This is a genomic window from Maribacter sp. PR66 (genome assembly GCF_028464205.1).
Taxonomy (GTDB): domain Bacteria; phylum Bacteroidota; class Bacteroidia; order Flavobacteriales; family Flavobacteriaceae; genus Maribacter; species Maribacter flavus.
Map to the genome: position 1 here is coordinate 138,964 of NZ_JAQPCH010000003.1, position 24,345 is coordinate 163,308.

21 protein-coding genes are annotated in these 24,345 nt (G+C 37.2%); 13 read left to right on the forward strand and 8 right to left on the reverse strand.

Translation table 11 applies throughout. From position 1 onward, the window contains the following. Positions 1-9: 9 nt before the first annotated feature. The 5 genes from PP181_RS08135 to PP181_RS08155 all read right to left on the reverse strand — a co-directional run bounded on the left by PP181_RS08135 (position 10) and on the right by PP181_RS08155 (position 4,697). On the reverse strand, positions 10-909 hold the full coding sequence (locus tag PP181_RS08135; protein WP_272636698.1) for a serine hydrolase: 900 nt from the start codon (positions 907-909) through the stop codon (positions 10-12). A gap of 473 nt (positions 910-1,382) precedes the next feature. Beyond that, positions 1,383-1,721, reverse strand: coding sequence for a tyrosine-type recombinase/integrase (locus PP181_RS08140; protein WP_336297574.1), 339 nt, complete (start codon positions 1,719-1,721; stop codon positions 1,383-1,385). Further along, positions 1,718-2,578, reverse strand: a complete 861-nt coding sequence (locus PP181_RS08145; protein ID WP_272636699.1) for a phage integrase SAM-like domain and Arm DNA-binding domain-containing protein — start codon at positions 2,576-2,578, stop codon at positions 1,718-1,720. The genes PP181_RS08140 and PP181_RS08145 overlap by 4 nt, the downstream gene beginning before the upstream one ends. Before the next feature lie 326 nt (positions 2,579-2,904). After that, positions 2,905-3,840 (reverse strand): L,D-transpeptidase, encoded by a 936-nt coding sequence (locus tag PP181_RS08150; RefSeq protein ID WP_154918285.1) that lies wholly within the window; start codon positions 3,838-3,840, stop codon positions 2,905-2,907. 92 nt (positions 3,841-3,932) lie between these two features. Further along, a complete protein-coding gene (locus PP181_RS08155; protein ID WP_272636700.1) occupies positions 3,933-4,697 on the reverse strand; it encodes a TIGR00730 family Rossman fold protein in 765 nt (254 codons plus the stop codon). 115 nt (positions 4,698-4,812) lie between these two features. Here PP181_RS08155 and PP181_RS08160 point away from each other — a divergent pair, with 115 nt between their 5' ends. The 11 genes from PP181_RS08160 (at position 4,813) to PP181_RS08210 (ending at position 18,167) form a co-directional block, all read left to right on the forward strand. Beyond that, positions 4,813-5,616, forward strand: coding sequence for an MlaE family ABC transporter permease (locus tag PP181_RS08160; RefSeq protein WP_272636701.1), 804 nt, complete (start codon positions 4,813-4,815; stop codon positions 5,614-5,616). 36 nt (positions 5,617-5,652) lie between these two features. Further along, the gene (locus PP181_RS08165; protein ID WP_154918282.1) at positions 5,653-6,411 is read left to right on the forward strand and encodes an ABC transporter ATP-binding protein; all 759 of its coding nucleotides are present in this window, start codon (positions 5,653-5,655) and stop codon (positions 6,409-6,411) included. A gap of 4 nt (positions 6,412-6,415) precedes the next feature. Next, on the forward strand, positions 6,416-7,396 hold the full coding sequence (locus PP181_RS08170) for an MlaD family protein (protein WP_272636702.1): 981 nt from the start codon (positions 6,416-6,418) through the stop codon (positions 7,394-7,396). 190 nt (positions 7,397-7,586) lie between these two features. Next, a complete protein-coding gene (locus PP181_RS08175) occupies positions 7,587-9,383 on the forward strand; it encodes a Na/Pi cotransporter family protein (protein ID WP_272636703.1) in 1,797 nt (598 codons plus the stop codon). Positions 9,384-9,770: 387 nt separating this feature from the next. Beyond that, complete coding sequence (locus PP181_RS08180) at positions 9,771-10,250, forward strand: pyridoxamine 5'-phosphate oxidase family protein (protein ID WP_272636704.1); 480 nt, start codon at positions 9,771-9,773, stop codon at positions 10,248-10,250. Positions 10,251-10,329: 79 nt separating this feature from the next. Next, the gene (gene ppsA / locus PP181_RS08185; protein ID WP_272636705.1) at positions 10,330-12,726 is read left to right on the forward strand and encodes a phosphoenolpyruvate synthase; all 2,397 of its coding nucleotides are present in this window, start codon (positions 10,330-10,332) and stop codon (positions 12,724-12,726) included. Positions 12,727-12,897: 171 nt separating this feature from the next. Further along, positions 12,898-14,991: a phosphate acetyltransferase gene (gene pta / locus PP181_RS08190; protein ID WP_272636706.1), complete on the forward strand. Its 2,094-nt coding sequence runs from the start codon at positions 12,898-12,900 to the stop codon at positions 14,989-14,991. A gap of 13 nt (positions 14,992-15,004) precedes the next feature. Next, positions 15,005-16,189 (forward strand): acetate/propionate family kinase, encoded by a 1,185-nt coding sequence (locus PP181_RS08195; protein ID WP_272636707.1) that lies wholly within the window; start codon positions 15,005-15,007, stop codon positions 16,187-16,189. A gap of 1,050 nt (positions 16,190-17,239) precedes the next feature. Beyond that, complete coding sequence (locus PP181_RS08200) at positions 17,240-17,569, forward strand: YtxH domain-containing protein (RefSeq protein ID WP_154918267.1); 330 nt, start codon at positions 17,240-17,242, stop codon at positions 17,567-17,569. Positions 17,570-17,574: 5 nt separating this feature from the next. Continuing rightward, on the forward strand, positions 17,575-17,925 hold the full coding sequence (locus PP181_RS08205; protein ID WP_154918265.1) for a hypothetical protein: 351 nt from the start codon (positions 17,575-17,577) through the stop codon (positions 17,923-17,925). Next, positions 17,922-18,167 (forward strand): DUF6327 family protein, encoded by a 246-nt coding sequence (locus tag PP181_RS08210; RefSeq protein ID WP_154918263.1) that lies wholly within the window; start codon positions 17,922-17,924, stop codon positions 18,165-18,167. Before PP181_RS08205 ends, PP181_RS08210 begins: the two co-directional genes overlap by 4 nt. Positions 18,168-18,175: 8 nt before the next feature. Here the strand turns inward: PP181_RS08210 and PP181_RS08215 are convergent, their stop codons facing one another. Beyond that, positions 18,176-19,246, reverse strand: a complete 1,071-nt coding sequence (locus tag PP181_RS08215) for a response regulator (protein WP_154918261.1) — start codon at positions 19,244-19,246, stop codon at positions 18,176-18,178. A 314-nt stretch (positions 19,247-19,560) separates the two neighbouring features. Here PP181_RS08215 and PP181_RS08220 point away from each other — a divergent pair, with 314 nt between their 5' ends. Next, entirely contained in the window at positions 19,561-20,334 is a 774-nt protein-coding gene (locus tag PP181_RS08220; protein WP_272636708.1) for a patatin-like phospholipase family protein, read from the forward strand. A 238-nt stretch (positions 20,335-20,572) separates the two neighbouring features. Here the strand turns inward: PP181_RS08220 and PP181_RS08225 are convergent, their stop codons facing one another. After that, positions 20,573-21,037 (reverse strand): Hsp20/alpha crystallin family protein, encoded by a 465-nt coding sequence (locus PP181_RS08225; RefSeq protein WP_154918258.1) that lies wholly within the window; start codon positions 21,035-21,037, stop codon positions 20,573-20,575. A 130-nt stretch (positions 21,038-21,167) separates the two neighbouring features. Between PP181_RS08225 and PP181_RS08230 the strand changes: the two genes are divergently transcribed. After that, positions 21,168-23,663: a cation-translocating P-type ATPase gene (locus tag PP181_RS08230; RefSeq protein ID WP_272636709.1), complete on the forward strand. Its 2,496-nt coding sequence runs from the start codon at positions 21,168-21,170 to the stop codon at positions 23,661-23,663. An 18-nt stretch (positions 23,664-23,681) separates the two neighbouring features. Here PP181_RS08230 and upp read toward each other — a convergent pair whose 3' ends face one another. Continuing rightward, entirely contained in the window at positions 23,682-24,335 is a 654-nt protein-coding gene (gene upp / locus PP181_RS08235; RefSeq protein ID WP_154918254.1) for a uracil phosphoribosyltransferase, read from the reverse strand. Between the last annotated feature and the right edge of the window lie 10 nt (positions 24,336-24,345).

Sequence of the window (24,345 nt, forward strand, 5' to 3'; positions counted from 1 at the left end):
TCGACTTTATCAAAGAACGGGCTTTTTCAATACTTTCTCCACAGGTTTGACCAAGTCTCGAATAATCTGTTCCCCATTAGCGTCGTCAATCAAGGCAACTAATATATAACGCCTTTCAGGGTCCTTGCCCCAAACCAAAATAGAATCGGAGTGGTAGGTTTTCCAAGAACCTGACTTTCGGAAAAGTCTGGCATTTGGTGCAATCTGATCTAATGTATTGACAAACTTGTGGTGCAGTTCAGGGTTTTCCATAATGTCGAGCATCTGTTTTGAACGTCTTTCATTGACTAATTTACCGTGGGCCAAAAGATAGTAGAACCGGCATACTTGTGATACTGACGCGGCGTGGCTTAAGTTCTTTAACGGTTCACGATGCGTATCACCGCCGCCGCCATAACGCTTTCCTACCCAGAGACCGCCTCCAGTCTCCTCGTCATAAAAGGCATATTTGGAATCCGTCATAACCTCTTCGATTTTGTCATAACCCAAACGGTCAATCATTCGGGTAGAGGCCGCATTATCAGATTTACTGATCATCAGGCGCATATCTTTTTTAACTTCGATAGTTTCCTTTAATTCCCCTTTTTCAATGGCGTCCATTGAAGCCAACAATATGGCAATCTTTGGCAAGCTCGCCGCGTACATCATATGGGTACCATTGACCCTGGCAAATCGTATATCTTCAGGATTACTTAGGTCAACGATACCAACCGCCATTTTTTTTGAATCGATGAGTTGTGCCCAATCCTTATTTTTGGTAAGCTCGTATTCTAGATTATTTTGCAATGATGTATCCACCATTTTATAAAGTGGTTTTATACTCTTTTCCAAGGTTTGTATAGGAAGTTGGGATAGAGCATTGCAACTCCATCCAATAGCCATTACGAAAGTCAATAATCTTATTCTCATCAAGTTAATGCGAATTCAATAAATCTGTGTGAACAAAAAGGACTTAAGGACATGCCATTGAAATTTGGTTATCTAATATATCTTACCAAATAAAAAGTAGGTAAAATTATATAATCCATTTATGTACAATTTGTTAAATGTTGTGAATTGATAATATTTTGATGTGCCTAGTAGGTAACCTTTTAATGTATTAAAGAGTTTTGAAGGTTGTTTTTTTCTATCTCGACCTCCGGTCTTTATTTGAACATTCTATCAGATAAATCTTATAGTTTTCAAAGAAGTCTTTAATTGAAAATGTGATTGTTATTTAACTTTTTAGATAAATATTTAAATACGACCTATTGGATTCAATAATTGGACATACCGTCTAAAAGAGTCAATAAAATGAATGTAAACAATTCAAATGAGTATTTGGGCATCCTATAAAAGGAAAAAATATTCTACCTGAAGTATATCTTAATTTCAAGTCTTTCCTAATACATATCCATAATATGGGCGGGTAAATTCTTAATATAAATCTCCGTGGTCTGTAATTTACTATGTCCAAGCATTTTACTTAGCGCGTTGATTGGTACATCGTTCAGAATTAGATTAGTTGCCATGGAATGACGGCCGTCATAATTTGTTAGTTTTTCTTCAATACCACATAGTTCGGCAATTTCTTTTAACCGTTTATTGTACAGTTTTCGTTCCCATTGCACGTCATAATATTGATTCTGTAGGCTCTCCATTCGTATTTTTGGGAAAATGAAGTCAGATATCTTTTTTCCTTCAAGATAGTATTCAAGAATAGAGGAAAGTTGATTGGTTATTTTAACAACATAAGGCTTGGCTGTTTTTGCCTTTTATATTGGATTCGTGAGTCAATAACATTTTCCATTTTTAGAAATGCCATGTCTATAAATGAAATGCCGTTCATCAAGTATGAACATATAAAATAGGCTTTTGCGTGAATTAATGGAGTGTCCGGCTTAAGCTCCAAATCAAGAATACGTTTGATTTTATCCTTGCTAATGGCTCTTTTTGCCGTTGGTTCGGTTTTTATATTGTACTTCCTAAATGGATAACTGTCTGCCGATACGATTTCCTGACAAATGGCTTTGTTATATATAGCCCTGATGGTACGCATGAATATAGATAATCCATTGATGCTATTTTCCTTTTTAAGCAGGGCGATTTGAAATTTTTTGAGAAATGAATAATTTACATCTTCAAAACGCAAACTTTTCTTTCTATGAAAATTTCTTAAAGCGCCCAATACGCTTTTATAGGCCCTAGCATTTCCAAATTTTTGGGCTTCCTCTATTTCATCTATGAGTTCTTGTGTATATTCAAAAAAGGAAATCTTCTTGGTCGTTTTGGTAAGTATGCGCTTCAAATCAGAAATTCCCAAACCTTTCAACTGAATGTTTTCTTCCAATAGTTTAATACCGTCCCTCAGTTCGGTTTTCTTTTTTGTCTGCATATTGTTCAAACGAGTAATAGAAGATACTCCCTTATATGTTCCTTTTTCCTCTCGTTTTTTCGCATTCCAATATTCAGGGGGAACGGCAAATCCTGTAGAAATAGTAATTGTTTTTCGATAATGGCTCAGTCTAAAAATAATTGGAAATAATCCATCCTTTCTTTTTCGTCTAGTATCAATTGAGAGGGTTTTATTAGTCTTCATAAATTGAAGACATGAAAAATTTGCACTCAATTTGCACTGAAAATCGGGTATTATATGGTTTCATATGAATTCATATATTTTATAAAACATTGATTATCAGTTATTTTTAAATGTTTTTAGATAAACCCTAAAACCATAAATCCACCTTCTTCTAAACAGACGATCAAAGGTTCAAATCCTTCCGCGATCAAGAATGAGAAGTTCAATGAGAAAAAAACTCCTAGCCTGCTTGAGCGTTTTTTTTATTTGGACAATTCTCTATTATGAGTGTGGTATGATTATACATACCTATATCAACCACAACAAATAGAAATACAAATTTGATTTTAATTATTCTTATCATAAATATCCTTAAATACGGCCACTACCCTACCTTCTTCGTACGTTTTTAAATCATAGCGAATCCTTAGCTTTGTTCCATTGGGAGAGTAATAATAGATTATCCACGCATCTGCCTCCCTCGTGCCAATACATCCATTCGAATAGGCCTTTCCTAAAGTTTCAGGATTGGTGGTTGGATGTATCATTTGTCCATTTCTGATCCCGTTTATTTCTGTTTCGATCCAAGGGATTTGAGGCATGATAGTCGTTTTTCCATCATCACGTTTGGTAACATAAAACTGTTTGCCATTTACCGGATTGTAGAATTCAGGGTGCCTGACATAATCAATTATGGTCCCACTTCCTGTTTTGGTGCGCAAATCAGTAATACGGTCCCCAAATTTCAAGTAACGTTCCCTATTTTGTCCTACGCGAACGGGAAATGTATATAACAAAACAGAATCTTGAAATATTCTTAATTTGAATTCAGGAATATTCACATCGATTTCGGTTTTTGCAAATTGTCCTAGTATTTGATTGGCTTTAATCGAATCTGGAATAAAAAGTTGACTTCCTTTTGGGAGTACGGTCAATTGTCGCTGGTCATATACAAAGGAATCTCGGGAAATCATCCTGTAATAATCCGTATTAGCCAAAGTGTCAATTATCCATGGATTATTCCTTACAATAACATGTTCTGACAATTGATAAGATAATAAAGAATCGTAACGAATTACCAAAGAATCAATATAATCAAAATACTCCCCGATGGTAACATTTCTATTTATCGGCACCATTTTTGGCAGTTTGATTTCATCTCCACCGGCATATGAAATAATCTTTTCAGTCTGCCCTTCCTCTAAAGCATGAGAGTTTTTTGCATTACATGACGTCAAAATCAATAGTAGGGACCATATACCAAAGTAAACTAATTTAACCATATCTGTCGTTTTTCAGTAGAATTGTCTCTTTTCCCTTAAATATTTTTATAGTTAAAAGTAGTTCCTGTGACTACATATAAAAATGATCATAATCATGTTCTCTTAGATCTGGTCTCCCCAAACCACCACCTGGTTTCCATAGGCTTTTTAACAAGTCCGAATCTCTTAACAGCATATTCATTAAGGTGTTGTGTCATTTCCTCCACAGAATCAGTAAGAAACAAAAGGTTCATATCCTCCTGCGAAATACTTTCATTTTTGGCCATGGCCTGAATATGGTGATAGAGTTCCTTATGATATTCCTTTCCAAAAATCACAACGGGGAAATGGTGTATCATTTTAGTTTGAATCAGCGTCAATGCCTCAAAGAGTTCATCCAAAGTGCCTATTCCCCCAGGCATGACCACAAATGCATAGGAATATTTCAATAACAAAAACTTACGCACGAAGAAATAAGGGATATTAATCCATTTATGTAGATAAGGATTAGGTTTCTGCTCAAATGGCAATATAATATTACAACCAATGGAAAAACCATTATTGAGATAGGCACCCTTGTTAGCCGCCTCCATGATTCCCGGCCCGCCACCTGTCATAACTGCAAAACCCATTTCTGATAATGCCTTGCCAACCTCCTCCGCTTGTTTGTAATAGATATTGTCCTCCTCAAATCTTGCCGATCCAAATACTGTTACACAAGGTCCTATAAAGTGTAATTTACGAAAGGCCCTAATGAATTGATATTGAACCTTTAGTGTAAACCATAATTCTTTGAATCTACTCCTTGGACCATCTAAAAAAGTACGCTCCTCACTTAGATAAAAAGAATTCGAATCATTTTTTGACTCCTGTTTCATGATAAATTTTTGATCAATAAAAGTAACACCGATCTAAAAAGTAAAAGATGACAATTCTCATTACCAGCATGATATTGGTCATTTTAAAAAAACCCTTTTCAATCTATATTTGAGAATGGCTTACATTGTGAAACCGGTCTTTATTACTTCAAAAATGGTCAGCAGGATAAAGAAATTCTTTATCCAAATAGGAGAACTATCCTATTTTGCAGGTCGACTTTTCAAAGAGACATTTACACTTCCTTTTGAATTCAAGGAACTTTTACGCCAATGTTATCATATGGGAAATAGGTCGTTGGTACTGGTTGTCATGACCAACTTCATTATTGGTTTAGTGTTAACACTGCAATCAAGGCCTACCATGATTCAATTCGGGGCCGTATCAATGATGCCCAATATGGTAGGTATTTCCATAGTAAGGGAAATTGGCCCTGTCATAACGGCTTTGATCTGTGCAGGCAGAATCGCTTCTGGTATTGGGGCCGAATTGGGATCTATGCGGGTAACGGAGCAAATTGATGCCATGGAGGTATCTGGAACCAATCCATTCAAATATTTGGTCGTGACCCGAATTTTGGCTACGACGCTAATGATTCCGCTTCTGGTCATTTTTGGGGATTTGATCGCATTGTATGGTTCCGCCTTGGTTGAGAATTTGAAGGGGCAAGTATCTTTTCAACTATATTTTAATACAGTTTTTGATGCCTTGAGTTTTGGTGATTTGGTCCCAGCAACGATAAAATCCTTTTTTTTCGGTTTTGTAATCGGTTTAGTAGGCTGCTATAAAGGATATTATTGTAAAAAAGGTACGGCCGGTGTTGGTGTAGCGGCCAACACGGCCGTAGTAACGGCATCCCTCTTATTGTTTGTTGTGGATTTTATCGCAGTTTTCGTTTCAGATATTTTTTATGAACTCTAAATAAAAAAAATGCCTTTAATAGCTTCAAAAAACTTAATGGAACCAAAAAATGATAAAGGACGAAAGGTGGTCATCCGTATCGAAGATCTTCGAAAAAGCTTTGGAAGTAACCAAGTATTAAATGGTTTCAATATGGTGCTATATAAAGGTGAAAATTTAGTAGTCATGGGAAAATCGGGCTCGGGCAAGTCTGTAATGATTAAATGCCTTGTTGGATTGATGACACCAGATAGTGGATATATAGAGGTTATGGGTAGGGAGATAGGCGCCCTAGATCGTCAAAACTTGGACGAACTACGTTCAGATATAGGGTTTCTTTTTCAAGGTAGTGCTTTATATGATTCCATGACGGTGCGAGAGAATCTAGAATTTCCAATGCGTAGACACAAAGAGAAACTGGGTGTTGTCCAAGATACTACCCCTCTGGTAATAGAGGCATTGGAAAATGTAGGTCTGGGCCATACAATGGATTTAATGCCATCAGAGCTCTCTGGAGGAATGAAAAGACGAGTTGCCTTGGCGCGTACACTTATTCTCAAACCAAAAATTATTCTATACGATGAACCTACTAGTGGATTGGATCCTATTACGGCAAAGGAAATCATTGAATTAATGCGCAGTATCCAAAAAAAATATAATACCTCTTCTTTAATAATTACCCACGACGTAGACTGTGCCCGTGTGATATCCGAGCGAATGATTCTTTTGGTAGACGGTATAAACTACGCAGACGGTACTTTTTCTGAATTATCATCGTCATCCGATCCAAAAGTTGAGGCGTTTTTTAAAAAATAGGAATATGACAAAGACTAAGTTGGAAAATTTAAGATTAGGCGTATTTGTAGTCACAGGGACAGTCTTGCTGCTTTTTGCTGCTTTTCTAATTGGCAATAGACAGAATATGTTCGGGAAAACCTTCGGGATAAGTGCTATATTTAAAAATGCCACTGGTCTTCAAAATGGCAATAATGTTCGTTTTTCAGGAATAAATGTTGGTACTGTAAATGGTATTGAAATAATAAACGATACCACTATACGAGTACTTATGAGAATTGAGGATGACATGCGAAAGCATATTAAAAAAAATGCACTTGCAAGTATAGGCTCAAATGGTTTAGTTGGCAGTATGCTCATCAATATAACACCTGGCGAAGGGCCCAGTGAACTAATTGTTCCGGGAGATGAGCTACAGTCTAGAAGCAAAGTTGGCACACAAGATATGATGAGCACCTTGAATATAACAAATGATAATGCCGCATTGTTGACTATCGATCTTTTGAAAGTCTCAAAGGCACTTACCGAAGGTCAAGGTACGTTAGGAAGATTACTCAATGATACTATTTTGGCTGACCACTTGGAGCAAACATTACAAAACTTTAAGCAAACAAGTGAAAATGCAGATACTGCCATGGATGAGTTAAATCGCTTCGTCAGAAACCTTAATTTGGAAGAAAGTGTCGCAGGTGTGTTGCTCAGTGATACCATTTCTGGGGGTAGAATCAAAAAAATTATTCAAAACCTTGATAATTCTAGTTTCCAAATAGAGAAGATTACAATGGACTTAAATGACATTGTAAATGATATCAAAGTGGGTAATGGAGCAATTGGGTATTTATCCAAAGACACCGTTTTGGTGAACCAATTAGACAGAACCATGCGGAATATTGAAGAGGGAACGGGGCGTTTTAACGAAAATATGGAAGCACTAAAACATAATTTTTTGACCCGTGGGTATTTTAGGAAATTAGAAAGACAGAAGAAAAAAGAAGAAAAACGATAGGCCCAAATTGATGACCATATCCAAAACCCTTACTTCTTTATTTTAAACAAAGCAGTCCATTTTCACTTTTGAATTGAAGGAAAGATTAAAGATTAGAACGGGTAATCCCCGATTCTTAGAATAAACGTATTGGAACCGTATTTTAATAAAAAACTATAAATCAATTTGAATACTTTTTCTCCCATATTCTATGATTAAAAAAGCATTGTTTTATTTGTTTCTTATCGTGCTTGCAGCGGTTTTGTTTTTAAACACAAACTTTGAAACCATCGCTGTAGGTATTGCCATATTACTTTTCGGCATGATTATGTTGGAAGAAGGATTTAAAGGGTTTGCGAAAGGCCCTTTGCAAATAATCTTAAAAAAAGCAACTGACAAGTTATACAAAAGCATTGCCGCTGGTGCAGTAGTCACCGCATTAATTCAATCAAGTTCATTGGTGTCTGCAGTAACCATTTCTTTTATTAGTGCAGGATTGGTTACTCTCCAAGGTGGAATGGGAATAATTTTTGGGGCCAATATTGGAACAACGGCTACGGCTTGGATTATTGCAGGTTTTGGTCTAAAGATCAATATTGCAGCTATGGCCATGCCAATGCTTGTGTTTGGGATAATTTTTTCGCTACAAAAAAAACCGTATTTGAAGGGAATCGGAAATATTCTCGCGGGATTGGGATTTTTCTTCTTGGGAATACAATATATGAAAGAAGGTTTCGATGTATTTAAAGAATATATCGATCTTACCAATTATGCCCTTCCAGGTTTCTTAGGAGTTATTGTATATGCAGGTATTGGCATCATAGTTACCTCAATTCTTCAATCCAGCAGTGCGTCCTTGGCTTTGATATTAACTGCATTAGCTGCCGGACAAATACAATATGAAAATGCCCTTGCCCTAGCCATAGGAGCAAATATTGGCACGACCATAACAGCAATTTTGGGTTCTTTAAGTTCCAACGTTGCCGGTAAAAGACTGGCAGGAGCCCATTTATTTTTTAACCTATTTACAGGAGTCATAGCCTTGGCTATCATTTTTCCTCTTGCCAATTTTGTGAATTTCCTATCAGATATCGCCGGTGTCTCTAGAGATAATTTCACGCTAAAATTGGCAATGTTCCATACAACCTTCAACATTTTGGGCGTAATCATTATGATACCGCTTACAAAAAGAACCGAAAAATTTCTAATCAAATTTTTCAAAGAGGATGAAGAAAAGGGTATTGAACAACCAAAATATTTAAACGAGAGCATACTCCAGTTCCCAAGCACTGTGGTTTCAGCTTTGACCAAAGAATCCAAATATCTTTTTGAAAATGCGATTTTTGAAATAATAGCACATGCGCTGAATATTCATAGAGGGGACATAAAATCCAACATGGACCCTAGAGATATTTTAAAGAAAACCAAAGAGGATTTCAAAACAGATGTTCGAAACCTTTATTACAGTAAAGTAAAAACCATATATGGCGAGATCCTAAGATACGCTACTACCGCTCAAAGTACCTTGAAAATAGGCAAAGACCTAAATAATAGGATTACAGAAATCAAAATAGCCAATCGCAAAATGGTGGAAATCATAAAGGGTGTTTTGGAATTGGGATTAAATGTATCCCAATATAGAACCTCAGAAAATATTCATATGGTCGAGGAGTATGACAAGTTTCGTGAAAAAATAATTAGGGTGTTGCGCGTAGTATATTTGTTAAGGACGCAAGTTGATAAGCAAATCTATGATACCAAACTTTTAATACTTAAAAACAAAGCCAAGGATGGAAAATATCAAACCACCAAATCAATTAATAAGTTAATTAGGGATAATTTAATTACTCCCAAGATGGCATCTTCTTTGGTCAATGATAAAGATAATTTGAACGAAATCATTAAAAACCTCATAGAGGTTGCAGAACTTCTTTATGGAGAAAAAGACTCCCTATTGGAAAATACCGAACAAAAAGATGAGTCCATACGCTTTATAGAAAATGAATAGTATTTCTAATTTTGGTCTTATCGCCCAAATGACAGCTATTTTAGAAAAAGACTCCTGGCTATCTTTAATTCTTTTCACAAAAAGTGGCACATTCTCTATAAGCGATTCTCCTGTGATGTCATCCACTCCTTCCATCCTATACGAGCCTTCATCAGATGTTGTAAATACAACTATTTTGTCATGATAATTTTTTGTTCGTTCTATGAATGTTTTCATGGATACCAAAGCAAAATTCAGTCATTTCCTTACCTTATATGAGCAACTTATAGTCTTCTTAAGAATATATGTTCTTTTTTAGGTTTTTAAATATCCCTAATTAAATAAACATCGTTCCCATTTTTCCTAGATGACCAATGTCATATGGATTTCACTTTGTAAAAACTAGTTTTGGAAAAAGATAAAACCAAAGCTATGAGAAGAAATTTAGAACCTACTGAAAACCTTCAAATACTATCCAGCAACTATATAGGAAACTTAGCATATATATCGGGTACAAGTCCATATATAGTGCCAATGACCTATTATTATGATAGAGAAAGCCATACCCTTACTAGTTACTCTTCAGAAGGACACAAAATTGCAGCAATGCGCAAAAACAATACCATAGCTTTAATGGTGAGCCAGATTAATTCAGTAGCGAATTGGCAGACAGTTCAAGTACATGGCACTTTTCAAGAATTAAAAGGTATAGATGCAAAACATATGCTTCATGCGTTTTCAGAGGGTATAAAAAATATTTTGAGTCGCACTAAAGGGATGGAGAGCGAATACATCAGTGAATTTTCGGCCAAGATTGAATCGGAAGGTTCGCCCATCGTATTCCGAATTAATATTCATGAAATTACAGGTAAGAAAAGGGAATCTTAGAAACGTCCAACATAAGTTAAGGTCTCTTATGGAGAAATTTGGCAAGTTACCTCTATTAAATCCATAAATTCTCTTTGTAATGCTTATAAAAAAATTCAGTCATATTGGTATTACGGATGTATCAACGGTAGGAGGAAAAAATGCTTCTCTTGGAGAAATGTATAATCAATTGTTACCAAAAGGAGTACATATTCCTAATGGTTTTGCCAGTACGTCCACTGCTTTTTGGAACTTCTTAAAGGAAAATGATATACAGCGTGCCCTGGAAAATATCATATCAAGATTGGACAGAAACCAATACACAAATTTAAATCTGATAGGTACGCTGGCAAGGAACCTGATTCTTGAAAGCGAATTTTCCAAAGAATTTTCTAACGCCCTTATACGTGCCTATAAGGAACTTTGTGACAATGGTGAATTGGCCGTAGCAGTGCGCAGTAGTGCAACGGCAGAGGACCTTCCAGATGCTAGTTTTGCAGGTCAACATGATACTTTTTTAAATGTTAAAGGAGAGTTGGAGCTTTTGGGGGCCGTCAAGAAATGCTTCTCCTCTCTCTATACTGATAGAGCCATTAAATATCGAGAGGACAAGGGATTCAATCACAAAGATGTCGCCCTATCAGTGGGTGTACAGCTAATGGTACGATCAGATAAAAGCTGTTCTGGAGTGGGTTTTACAATAGAACCTGAATCCGGCTTTGAGAACATTGTATTACTCTCGGGGGTTTGGGGATTGGGTGAAAACATTGTACAAGGCATAGTAAACCCAGATGAGTTCTATGTCTTTAAACCCAGCATTAAGAAAGATATGTATCCCATAATTCAGAAAAAACTGGGCGATAAAAAACTGACCATGGTCTATGCTTCGGAAAAAGAAAAGGAAACAACCTTGAACATCGATACCCCATTAAAGCAACAAGAACAATATGTATTGACCGATAATGAAATTATTACTTTGGCCAAGTGGGCCCTACTAATAGAGGAACATTACCAAAAACCCATGGATATTGAATGGGCCAAGGATGGAATTACAAAAGAATTATTCATCACGCAGGCCCGTCCAGAGACGGTTCATCATACCAAGAATAAAAACATACACGTAGAATATCAGCTATTGAAGGAGGGCAAATTGCTAGTTAAAGGAGATGCCGTTGGATCTAAAATAAAAATTGGTTACCCTGTACTTTTAAATTCTCCCAATGAAGCTGGGCCTTTGACCAAAGAGTCCATTATTGTGACGGACACCATTACTCCGGATTGGGATCCTTTGCTCAAAAAGGTCGGTGGAATTATTACGAATAAAGGGGGCAGAACCAGTCATGCAGCCATCGTTGCCCGTGAATTGGGCGTCCCGGCAATTGTTGGGTGTGGCAACGCTACAGAAGAAATAGTCAACGGTGAAATAATTACTATGTCTTGTGCCCAAGGAAAGATCGGGTACATTTATAGAGGGGAACTTCCATTTAAGGAACGTAAAATCGATTTTACGGAAATCCATCTTCCAAAAACGGAAGCCAAAATGATTTTGGCCGATCCTGAAAACGCTTTCCAACTTTCATTTTATCCCAATAATGGAATCGGTTTATTACGGATGGAATTTATCATTACTCATTCCGTCCAGATACACCCTATGGCTTTGGTGAAATTTGAGGAAATAAAAGACTCCAAAGTAAAAAATAGAATAATGCAATTGACAAGCCAATATACCAACAGAGCTGACTATTTTGTTGATAAACTGGCGGAAGGAATAGCAGTTATAGCAGCGGCCTTTTATCCAAAAGAGGTCATCGTAAGACTAAGTGATTTTAAGACAAACGAATATGCGAACCTTATTGGGGGATCGGATTTTGAACCCTATGAGGAAAATCCTATGTTGGGTTTTAGGGGTGCCTCACGATACTATAGTGATTTATATAAAGATGGTTTCGCCTTGGAATGTACAGCTATAAAAAAAGTACGTGAAAAAATGGGGCTAACCAACCTTAAGGTGATGGTTCCTTTTTGTAGAACTGTCGAGGAAGGTAAAAAAGTGCTTACAGTAATGGAAGAAAATGGACTTAAGCGTACCGAAAATGGTCTGGAAGTGTATACCATGATAGAAATACCAAGCAATGTTATATTGGCCGAAGAATTTGCAAAAATCTTCGATGGGTTCTCCATTGGATCTAATGATCTGACTCAATTGACATTAGGTATAGATAGAGATTCCGAAATTATGGGAAAACTATTTGATGAAAATGATGAAGCCGCCAAACGTATGATTTCAATGGCAATTAAATCTGCAAAAAAATCAAATATAAAAATCGGATTATGCGGTCAAGCTCCCAGTGACTTTCCAGAGTTTGCAAAATTTCTTATTCAAGAAGGAATTGATAGCATTTCTTTTAATCCTGATGCTTTACTACAGGGTATCAAAAATATCAACAAGGCCGAACAACAGAAAGTCACTTTTGGAACGGCAGAAAGTAGCAAATAGCACTAAATCTTTATTATGGAAGCTGGTATTTGCCCTATCTTCACTAAGATCCTATGAAAAGGAATTTCAATCTAGAACGTATATTAAAAGATTTCTTCTTTTGTTTATAAAGACTAAATGGGTTAATACTAAAGAATCCCATAAATTTGTTAGCCACAAACCCCTTTACCTGTGAGCAAAGCCATTTATATTGCCACCACTGAACCAAATAGTGGAAAATCGATAGTTTCTTTAGGTCTAATGCAACTCCTACTGGGAAAAGCCGCAAAAGTTGGCTATTTCCGGCCAATAATAGACGACTTTGAAAAAGGTACCATGGACAGCCATATCCATACTATTATTACCCACTTTGAGTTGGACTTGGAATTTACGGATGCTTACGCTTACACTAGAAGTGAAGTTGTAAAACAAAAAAATTTAGACAGGGACGATGAAATTCTTGGTCACATAATACATAAATACAAGGCAATAGAGGACCAATTTGATTTTATTCTTGTCGAGGGAACAGATTTTTCTGGTGAAGGGGCAATAATCGAATGGGATATCAATGTGCTTGTGGCCAAAAACCTTGGTATTCCTACAGTGATTATTGCAAGCGGAACCGGTAAGACTTTGGATGAACTCATCGGCAACCTTTTTATGGCCTATGATTCCTTTAAAGAAAAGGGTGTAGAAGTGTTAATGACCGTTGCCAATAAAGTTGATCCAAAAAATATGGATATCGTGAGTGTTGGATTGCAAAAGAAACTTCCCAATAATGTATTGGTGGGTGTCATTCCAATAAATCCGCTGTTAGGGAACCCTACTGTCAAGGAAATCTCAAAAGAACTGGAGGCCAAGGTCCTTTTTGGAGAAGAATTTTTGAACAATCAAGCAGGTGGCTTTAGTGTAGGGGCAATGCAATTAAGAAATTATCTCACCCATCTTAAAAAGGACAGCTTGGTGATTACTCCTGGCGATAGGGCAGATATAATATTAGGGGCTTTACAGGCGAATATTTCTGCTAATTATCCCAATATTTCTGGAATTGTATTAACGGGCGGATTGTTGCCGGAGAAATCAATTGTCAAATTGATTAAAGGACTGTCCGATATTGTACCCATCCTATCCGTACAGGGAGGTACTTTTTCCGTAACAAACCAAATTGGAACCATTCGACCCAAAATCTACGCTGAGAACACCGTAAAAATCAATACATCCATACAGGAATTTGAGAAACATGTTCCCACCACCCAACTGGCGGAACGGTTAATAACGTTTAAGCCTCGTGGTATAACCCCCAGAATGTTCCAGTACAATCTCTTAAAAAGGGCGAAATCGGAAAAAAAGCACATAGTACTACCAGAAGGTACGGATGAGCGCATTCTGCTCGCCACTAAAAAGCTCATAGATGCAGATGCCGTAACCCTTACACTATTGGGAAACCCAGAAGAAATCAAGAGTAAAATCATTGAATTGGATATAGTTTTGGATGCATCGGCCATAAACATCGTAAATCCAGCGGAGTCACCACATTTCTTGGAGTACGCAACTACCCTTTTTGAACTAAGAAAGCATAAGAACGTTAATCTGGCCATGGCAAAAGACTTGATGGAAGATGTTTCCTATTTTGGCACAATGATGGTGTACATGGGACACGCGGATGGCATGGTATCCGGAGCCGTGCATACCACACAACATACCATAAGGCCCGCCCTGCAATTTATTAAGACAAGGCCAGGGGTCTCTATTGTTTCCTCTGTATTCTTTATGTGCTTGCCCAATAGGGTAACTATCTTTGGAGATTGTGCCATCAATCCCAATCCTACCGCAGAACAACTTTCGGAAATTGCCATCTCATCTGCGGCTACCAGTATCGCTTTTGGCATTGAACCCAAGATAGCCATGCTATCATATTCATCGGGAGCATCTGGCGTTGGTGAAGATGTAGATCGTGTAAGGAAAGCAACCGAAATCATCAAGAAAAAAAGACCGGAACTAAAAGTGGAAGGTCCAATTCAATACGATGCAGCCGTTGACAGCAAGGTAGGTCTCGCCAAACTACCCGATTCCCAGGTAGCAGGCCAGGCAAGCGTCTTCATTTTTCCTGATCTCAATACAGGAAACAACACTTATAAGGCCGTACAACGGGAAACTGGAGCACTGGCCATTGGTCCAATGCTACAAGGTCTTAATAAACCGGTTAACGATCTTAGCCGCGGGTGTACGGTAGAGGACATCTACAATACGGTTATCATTACGGCAATACAGGCCCAAGGTTTTTAATAAAAAACGAATAATGAAAATACTTGTTCTAAATTCTGGAAGCTCCTCTATTAAGTTCAAACTTTTGCAAATGCCTTTAGAAAAGATAATTTGCTCCGGAATGGTGGAACGTATTGGTTATGAAGATGCTATACTGCGCTTTAAAAAGGATGATATCAATGTTCAAGAAACCGTTCCAATAAAGACGCATCGAGAAGGGTTAAGTATCCTTGCCAACTATTTGACACATCCGCAAAAAGGGGCAATTAAAAATCCGCAAGATATCCATGCGGTAGGTCACCGTGTCGTACATGGTGGCGATTCCTTTGCGGAAACGACCCTTATAAACGGAGATGTAAAGAATGAAATAAATTACTATTCCGCATTGGCCCCATTACACAATCCACCTAACCTGGAAGGTATTGAAATTGCAGAAAAATTATTTCCAACGGCTAAACAGGTGGCTGTATTCGATACGGCCTTCTATCAAACCATGCCCATTAAGGCTAGAAAGTATGCTATACCCAATACATTTTATACAGAGGATAACATAAAAGTTTATGGATTCCACGGTACCAGTCATAAATACGTGTCCGAAAAAGCCATAAAATATCTTGGCAAGGAAACCTCAAAAATAATATCCATTCATTTAGGAAACGGATGTAGTATGACGGCTATAGTTAACGGTACAAGTGTGGACCATAGTTTGGGTTTCGCTCCTTCCAACGGACTGATCATGGGGTCAAGAAGTGGAGATATAGACCATTCCGTTATATTCTACTTGGCGGAAAGTTTAGGATACTCCCTAAACGAGATAAAACAATTATTGAATAAAAAAAGTGGAATGCTAGGACTAACGGGATCTAGTGATTTACGGGATATACAGGCAAAAGCTGAAGAAGGGGATAAAAACTGTCAATTGGCAATTGACATGAACGCCTACCGAATTAAAAAATATATTGGAGGGTATGCCGCGGCAATGAATGGGCTCGATGCTCTTATATTTACTGCAGGTATTGGGGAGAACTCCAGTTTAATCAGAAGACTAGCCTGTTTGGACATGGATTATCTAGGAATCCAATTGGATCTAGTAAAAAATGAAAAACAGACAAATGAATTACGAGAAATTAATACCGATTCCTCTCAAGTCAAGATTTTAGTCATTCCTACCAATGAAGAATTAGAGATTGCAAAACAAGTATTAGAATTACTTTCTTAGTCATTCATTATTTCTTCTAACTGTTCTATTGCTCCTTCCCCTATTTGTATTGTTTTCTTCATGATATCTACTAATATTGTCGTCGCTATAATTTTGAATTCTTTCATAACCCGAGTGCATTAAATTGGCATTATTGTATCTTGATGGCAAATCATTCCTACGCAACCAAATACCTCCCTCTAAAAAAATATAAGCTCTTGCGAATAAATCATAATATATACTAAACTCAGGAAAATAGACATATCGAACCACTTCTAGCCTATTTGGATAGAACCACGGCGGCAGCGGATTATTCCCTCTTGAAGTTATTACGACCGGACCACAACTGGCAATAAGTAAAAACACAATCGTTTTTAGTATCGATTTACTTAATTTTCTCCGCTTCATAAACTCGATTTAAGAAGTAAATAAAAGAAAAGTTGAAAGCTATAAACATGACCTAAATCATTCTTATATGATTTTTATATAAATGCAGTAAACACATTATTACAATACATGGAATGTCCTAATTGTCTATAGAATGGAAATTCAAATTTTAGATTAAGAGTACTCTCTTAGATATTGCTGTAATAGGCCAACCCGAAAATCACCAACTGCAGATAGTTCAACATCTGCATTCATAAGGACTAGCCCATAGGCCAAATATGAAAGTTTGCAGTCACTAATAATTTCCTGGTTTAATCCAATGTATATGGGCTTGAAGTGTTGCCCAATTTACATTCCAGATGATTTCCCAACATTTATTGCACCCACTAATGCATCAGAAATCTAGTCCACAAATCAAACAGAATGCATTCTTTATTTTATTGTTGATATGGTCTTCTAAAAAAATCCCTTTTGATCAAAAGCTATATCCTCCTCATATGATGCTTACCAAAAATGTAGAAATTAAGAGAATAACTTGGCTATCCTTTACAACTTTAGGTCTTTAAATATCACAGCGCAATCACCTAATTCAAGGAGCATGACCAAAGTCATTTCACGTACATTATTTCCTGCATATTTTTAGATAGAAAATTTAATGAACAAAGTAATTTTAAAACCAAGATTATGACAAACGATAGCGGAAATGTTTTACTGGCACTATTAACAGGAGCCGCCATTGGTGCGGGAATAGGAATTCTTTATGCTCCCGATAAAGGCGTTGAGACACGCCATAAAATTAAAAGGAAGGTTGATGATACCGCTCACGATCTTGCAGAGCGTATCTCTCACGCCAAAGAAGAACTTACAAAATCGGCAAACGAAAAAAAGGACGCTTTTGATAGAAAATTGGATGAAGCCATCTCAACCATGAGCTACAAGGCAGATGATATTATCGAAAATCTAGAGCGGAAACTCGAAGAGCTTAAAAAGAAGAACGCCCAACTACAAAAATAGCGGCTATGGCTTTTGACGAAATCAAAGAAGAACTCATGGGTGCGGAAGCCGAAATGAGGTCTTATGTGGAAACTAGCGAAGAGTATCTGAGACTCAGGATATTTAAGATTCTCATGCTCTTTGTTACCTCCATCACTCAATCGCTGCTCATTGGTATTGGTTCCGTTTTTGCTTTACTCTTTTTATCGTTCGCCGCCTGTTTGGCAATATCAGAATCGTTGGGCAGTTATTATGGCGGTTTTATCATAATTGGTGCTTTTTATGTACTCCTAGGGATTATGCTCTATATTTTCAGGAAGAAACTTAACGCTCCTATACTAAGGAAATTCTCCAACTATTATTTTGAACAACGATGAAAAGGGAGTACGGTTCATTTGAGGAGTTGGATACCCGCTTAAAGATTTTAAAATTGCAGCGGGAAATAAGTCAAGAAAGCCTTAAATTTCATTATCAACGAGCTAAAAAAGATTTATCTCCTTTGAATTTAATTAAAAGCCTAGGGTCGAATATTGGAACCAGCGGTGGGTGGAAAAATTTAATCGTGGCATATCTTGCCAAGAAAGTAATGGATTTTTTTTTCGATAGGAGCCAATCATAAATTCATTTTTATCCGGAATCCGCAACGGTTTCTAATTCTTTCTTGTTCATAATAACAATTCTTCTGCTGCGATCTGTGATGATTAAGCCTTCATCCTTAAAATCAGAAAGGGTACGAATGGCCGTTTCCGTTGCTGTACCTATCATGCCGGCAAAATCCTCACGGGGAATAGACTTACCATCTTCTGGTTTATCTTTGATCAATCCCTTGTCATATAGCTCCAAAAGAGCCTTTGCGGCACGTTGTCTCACTGTTGCAAAGGCCATGTCTACTAACTGTGTTTGAACGTCAATTAGATTATTTGAAATGATATTTATGAATTTTTGGGATACCATAGGGTTTTCGTATAACAGTTTTAGGAAGTCCTTTTTGGGTATCGCACCAATTTCAGCATCCTCCAAAACAACTGCATTCTCTACATATGTCCCAGCCACATTGAGCAGTGATAATTGTCCTATAAAATCACCTGGGCCATAAATTCCAGTGACAAGTTCCTTTCCGGATTCGGTACCTTTATATGTTTTTATGGATCCAGCTACAATGAAATAAAGAGACTGAGCATTATCGCCTTCCCAAAAAACCATTTCCTTTTTCTCAAAAGGCCTAGCGGTGCGGTTTTTAGAAAGTCCTTCCAAATCAACATATTCTGAAGCCTCCACTAGAAATGAATGGATACCCTCTAGTTTTTTTGTAATTTCCTTTTCTAAATTATCATGCTTTTTTAAACGACAAGAAATCGCATCCAATAACTCTTCCTCTTCAAACGGTTTGGTCAAATAGTCGTCGGCACCAAGGTTCATCCCCATTCGTCTATCAGACCTATCTGTTTTTGCCGTTAGAAAAATAAACGGAGTACTTGATGTTCCACTATTGTCGGTTAAAGACCTCAGCACCTCATATCCATCCATTTGTGGCATCATGATATCACAGATAACTAAGTCAGGTAAAAATTCCTTGGCCTTTTCCAATCCAATTTTTCCGTTCTCTGCGGTTATTACGTTATAATTGGCCAAAGATATTATCTCTGCCGTATTCTCCCTTACAGTTTCATTATCCTCTATCAATAGAATTGTTTTCATTTTCTTCTAGCTTTTTAGGAATCTATTTAATTAAAGTACATCTATGTTGTTTTTAATGGCTTAACAAATACTTCATTTGGTTAACACGCTATGCATTTGATTCTTTACATCCTAATTCCGGCTATTACCATTTCACTGATTAGGAATATACTTGGCGAAGAACTTGTTGTAAATTGTTAAATAAATATATTACGGATATAGAGGGAAAGAAATGATTTCGGTCATACCAATACTAATAAGACTAAATATGATGATTGTCATTTTAACCAAGGAGCTAACAAGGTATTTTTGCGCGAGCTTCAATTAAAAACTATATGAATGTTGGTTTGGTACTATCAGGAGGAGGCGTTAGGGGCGTAGCTCATATTGGTGCCATCAAGGCACTCGAGGAATTTGGTATCCACCCATCCCATATTGCCGGAACCAGTGCAGGAGCCATAGTTGGCGCACTATATGCCGGGGGTAGCAATTGGGAAGAAATATTGGATTTTTTTAAATCAACACAAATTTTCAGCATTAAAAAATATGCACGTAGCAAACCTGGTTTTGTGGATATTGAAAAATTCTATGATCATTTAAAAGCCTATCTTCCAGAGGATAACTTTTCATCCTTAATGATATCCTTACATGTTACCGCAACCAACCTTTTGGATGGTACCTTAAAAATTTTTAACAAAGGTGAGTTAATTAAACCCATTTTGGCTTCTGCAGCCGTACCTGGTTTATTTGCACCTGTTCCTTTTAAGAACGGCTATTATGTTGACGGTGGCACTTTGAACAATTTCCCGGTCGATCTTATCAAAGATTTTTGCGATCAGATTATAGGAATCTATGTGAATCCTTTTGAAAAGATGAAGAAAACAGAGTTGAAGCATGCCCATAATGTATTGGAGCGAGCATACCATATAATGGTTGCCAACGAAACTGTGCTAAAATTTGGTCAATGTGATGTTCTGATACGCCCAGAGCGCATGGCAGAGTTTAGTATGTTTTCCCTAAAAAATATAGATGTTCTTTTTGAACTGGGGTACAAATCCGCCAAAGAGGCCTTAGGGAACAGTAATCTTGTTAAAGGTCCTAAAATCTAGTTGGTTCAAATTTAGACTAGAAATCGATTTAATATTTATCAGGAATTAATACACCTTTATGAAACTGTCCTTGCTAAAAAATAGAGGCTGAAAAGATGAAAACTTTCCAAACCTAACACATATATAATTTCAAAATAAATAAATGAAAGCCCTTCCCAAATGAATCCATTATAAATATTTACTAATGGATTATTCGAGAGGGGATTACTTTTGATAAAAGTTTATCAGGAAAATTTATTTATGAAATCTGTACCTTTTTGGGAGGTGTTTTTTTTGCTTCTTCCTTTTTAGCAAGGGTAAAGCTTAAAATACCGTCGTTATATTTGGCTTTAATAGCTTCTTGTTTTACACTTTCAGGCAATTGCAACGAGCGTTGAAAAGCGTTGTAACTAAACTCTTTTCGAGTATAATTTTCCTCCTTCTCCTCATCAGAAACAGACTTTTCAGCGGAAATATTCAAACAACCGTCTTCAATGGTAACTTCAAAATCTTCTTTGGCAAAACCAGGTGCCGCCAATTCAATTTCGAACGTGTCATGGTTTTCCTTAATATTCAAAGCAGGTTGAGATATCTTACCGTTCCAGAATTGATCGGGCATCATATTCCTTACCCAATTACGGTTGTCAAAGAAATCGTCCATATCAAAAAAATCTTGGGTAATCAAATTACCAAAAGGCCTTCTTTTAAATTTTACGAGTGACATAACATTTTTATTTTTAAGGTGAAACATTAGTTTTATAAATCGAAAATAGTTGCTATTAGCACTTATCAAAATGATGTAGGTCAGTCCCATCTATTTTTTTGCCTATACATTTGAGCAAACAAAAAACGGTATGTCCGCAAGTAAATTTGACATTAAAGGATTGACAGATTTGGAAGTTGAGACTTCAAGAAAAAAATACGGATCAAACACCTTGACCTATAGAAATGAAAATGGCTTTATTGATGCACTAAAAAGTTTAGCCAAGGAGCCCATGGTCATCTTACTTTTAGTAGCCTCGTCCATCTATTTTATGAGTGGAAATGTAGGGGATGGTGTTTTTTTGGCGGTAGCGATTGTTTTAGTAGCCTCTATTTCACTTTATCAGGATTCTAGAAGCAGAAAGGCACTTGATAAGTTAAAAGCACTTACACAACCTAATTGCAATGTTGTAAGGAATGGAGAGGTCATTGGAATACCCAGCGAACAGGTTGTTATTGGAGATAGTCTTATGGTCGAGGAGGGTACTTTAATCCCTGCTGATGGAACCATTATCCATTCCAATGATTTTTCCGTTAACGAGTCTATTTTAACAGGAGAATCCCTTGCTGTTTTTAAGGACTCCAAAAATGACGATAATTCCATTTTTAGCGGTACAACGGTAGTGAGTGGCTTGGCCATTGCAACCGTAGTGGCAATAGGGAATGATACGGAACTAGGGAAAATAAGTAAAAGTCTGGAGGCTATCCAAGAAGAAAAAACACCCCTAGAAAGACAAATCTCAAATTTTGTCAAAAAGATGTCCGTCTGGGGGGTGGTCGTTTTTTTATTGGTATGGGCAATGAACTATAATAAATCCCTGGATTTGATGGATAGTCTACTAAAAGCCCTTACCATTGCAATGAGTATTCTACCAGAGGAAATACCTGTAGCTTTTACAACCTTTATGGCGGTGGGTACATGGCGCCTAATGAAAATGGGGGTATTGGTAAAACAAATAAAAACTGTTGAAACCTTGGGCAGCGCCACGGTAATCTGTGCGGACAAAACCGGTACCATTACAAAAAACAAAATGAGTTTGGCAAAGCTTTTTGTATTACAATCTGGAGTAATATCAGATCCCAGAAATGAAATGGGCCAAGCTGAGAAAGAATTGATTACACTGGCCATGTGGGCAAGTGAACCAATTCCCTTCGACCCTATGGAAGTCGCACTCCATAATGCTTATGGTCAGTTGATAGATGGTGATGAGAGATTAGATTACCATATGGTTCATGAATACCCAATTGGAGGTAAACCGCCCATGATGACACATCTTTTCCAAAATGCAAATGGCCATCGAATCATTGCGGCCAAAGGAGCTCCTGAAGCATTTTTTGAAATTTCGAATTTAACCATTCGAGAAAGGTCCCAAATAGAGGAGACCATAAAAAGTTTGGGGAAACAGGGCTATAGGTTATTAGGGGTGGGACAGGCTCACTTTATGGGTATGGAATTTCCTAAAAAACAACAAGAATTCAAGTTCGATTTTAAAGGAATCGTAGCCTTTTATGATCCACCTAAAGAAAATATATCCAAGGTACTGACCTCTTTTGATAAAGCTGGAATAGATGTGAAATTGGTTACCGGAGACAATTCAGAGACCGCAATTGCCATAGCGAAGGAAATTGATTTTATTGGATATGAACGATGCATGTCCGGCGATGAATTAATGCAATTAAATGATGTTGAATTAAGGGAAAAAGTTAAAACAACCCAGGTTTATACACGTATGTTTCCTGACGCCAAACTCCGAATTATCAATGCCATTAAAGCAAATAATGAGGTGGTAGCCATGATTGGTGACGGGGTAAATGACGGCCCTGCTTTAAAAGCGTCACATTTTGGAATCGCTATGGGTAAAAAAGGAACGGAAATTGCCAAACAGGCCGCATCGTTAATATTAGTGGACGATGATCTTTCCAAATTAGTAGATGCCATAGCCATTGGAAGAAAAATTTATACAAATCTTAAAAAAGCCATTCAATATGTTATCTCCATCCATATTCCAATCATATTGATGGTATTCATCCCTTTAGCGCTAGGGTGGCTCTATCCAACGATTTTTTCACCTTCCCATGTTATATTGTTAGAATTGATTATGGGCCCCACCTGTTCCATCATCTATGAAAATGAGCCTATGGAAAAAAACACCATGATTCAAAAACCCAGACCCTTTACCACCACCTTTTTTAAGTTTAGAGAGTTGGTAACAAGTATAACACAAGGACTCGCCATTGCCCTTGTTGCTCTCCTGGTGTATCAATTCGCCGTGGCGGAAGGCTTGAACGAATCTACTACAAGAACTATGGTTTTTATCGTACTTATTTCAGCCAATATCTTTCTCACTCTTGTCAACCGTTCCTTTTACTTTTCAATCCTTACCACATTGAAATATAAGAATTATTTGGTGCCGCTGATTATTGGTATTACCATCGCCATCGTAGTATTGTTACTTTACATTCCTGCATTTACCCGTTTTTTTGAATTTGAAATGCTAACTCCAAAGCTATTATGGATAAGCGTTCTTTCAGGATTTGGATCGGTAATCTGGTACGAATTGGTTAAATGGGGCAAACGAATAAGTTGATTCAGGATTAACAAACACTTACAGTTTCATTCCAAAAGCCAAATCACCTGCATCTCCTATTCCAGGAATAATGTACCCCTTACTATTTAGTTTTTCGTCTATGGCGGCAATCCATAAATGCGTATTTTTAGGAAAAATTCTTGTAATATGTTCGATTCCAGATTTTGAGCCTATTACGGAAAGGATATGAATCCGATCTGGTCTACCATGATCCTTCAAGGCCTCAAGAACATTTTCCAAGGTCTTCCCTGTAGCTAACATAGGATCCGTAAGCACCAAAGTTTTGCCGGACAAAGAAGGAGCGGCAAAATATTTCACAATAACTTCAAAAGCATCCTCATCGCCCCTATGATGACGATAGGCCGAAATAAAAGCATTTTCGGCACCATCAAAATAATTCAACATACCTTGATGTAACGGCAAACCGGCCCTTAGCACTGAACATAATACCAGTTTATCCTTTGGCAAGGATATTTCCTTACTTCCAAAAGGTGTTTGTACCGTGGTATTGGAATAATTCAAATTTTTACTCAACTCATAACTTAGAACTTCCCCAATCCGTTCTATGTTGCGCCTAAATCGCATGGAATCCCTTTGGATGCCAACATCCCTGATTTCCGCAATAAATTTATTTAAGAGCGAGTTTTCCTTGCCAAAATGATGTACGGTCATTGTAGAAATA

Excerpts from the sequence above, each read along its gene's own strand:
- PP181_RS08205 (WP_154918265.1), top strand. The coding sequence starts at position 17,575 with ATGGCTTTTGACGAAATCAAAGAAGAACTCATGGGTGCGGAAGCCGAA.
- PP181_RS08230 (WP_272636709.1), top strand. The coding sequence starts at position 21,168 with ATGTCCGCAAGTAAATTTGACATTAAAGGATTGACAGATTTGGAAGTT.
- PP181_RS08195 (WP_272636707.1), top strand. The coding sequence starts at position 15,005 with ATGAAAATACTTGTTCTAAATTCTGGAAGCTCCTCTATTAAGTTCAAA.
- PP181_RS08215 (WP_154918261.1), bottom strand. The coding sequence starts at position 19,246 with ATGAAAACAATTCTATTGATAGAGGATAATGAAACTGTAAGGGAGAAT.
- PP181_RS08165 (WP_154918282.1), top strand. The coding sequence starts at position 5,653 with ATGGAACCAAAAAATGATAAAGGACGAAAGGTGGTCATCCGTATCGAA.
- PP181_RS08210 (WP_154918263.1), top strand. The coding sequence starts at position 17,922 with ATGAAAAGGGAGTACGGTTCATTTGAGGAGTTGGATACCCGCTTAAAG.
- PP181_RS08155 (WP_272636700.1), bottom strand. The coding sequence starts at position 4,697 with ATGAAACAGGAGTCAAAAAATGATTCGAATTCTTTTTATCTAAGTGAG.
- PP181_RS08170 (WP_272636702.1), top strand. The coding sequence starts at position 6,416 with ATGACAAAGACTAAGTTGGAAAATTTAAGATTAGGCGTATTTGTAGTC.
- PP181_RS08175 (WP_272636703.1), top strand. The coding sequence starts at position 7,587 with ATGATTAAAAAAGCATTGTTTTATTTGTTTCTTATCGTGCTTGCAGCG.
- PP181_RS08135 (WP_272636698.1), bottom strand. The coding sequence starts at position 909 with ATGAGAATAAGATTATTGACTTTCGTAATGGCTATTGGATGGAGTTGC.
- PP181_RS08150 (WP_154918285.1), bottom strand. The coding sequence starts at position 3,840 with ATGGTTAAATTAGTTTACTTTGGTATATGGTCCCTACTATTGATTTTG.
- upp (WP_154918254.1), bottom strand. The coding sequence starts at position 24,335 with ATGACCGTACATCATTTTGGCAAGGAAAACTCGCTCTTAAATAAATTT.
- PP181_RS08200 (WP_154918267.1), top strand. The coding sequence starts at position 17,240 with ATGACAAACGATAGCGGAAATGTTTTACTGGCACTATTAACAGGAGCC.
- PP181_RS08145 (WP_272636699.1), bottom strand. The coding sequence starts at position 2,578 with ATGAAGACTAATAAAACCCTCTCAATTGATACTAGACGAAAAAGAAAG.
- PP181_RS08220 (WP_272636708.1), top strand. The coding sequence starts at position 19,561 with ATGAATGTTGGTTTGGTACTATCAGGAGGAGGCGTTAGGGGCGTAGCT.
- PP181_RS08160 (WP_272636701.1), top strand. The coding sequence starts at position 4,813 with ATGGCTTACATTGTGAAACCGGTCTTTATTACTTCAAAAATGGTCAGC.
- ppsA (WP_272636705.1), top strand. The coding sequence starts at position 10,330 with ATGCTTATAAAAAAATTCAGTCATATTGGTATTACGGATGTATCAACG.
- PP181_RS08225 (WP_154918258.1), bottom strand. The coding sequence starts at position 21,037 with ATGTCACTCGTAAAATTTAAAAGAAGGCCTTTTGGTAATTTGATTACC.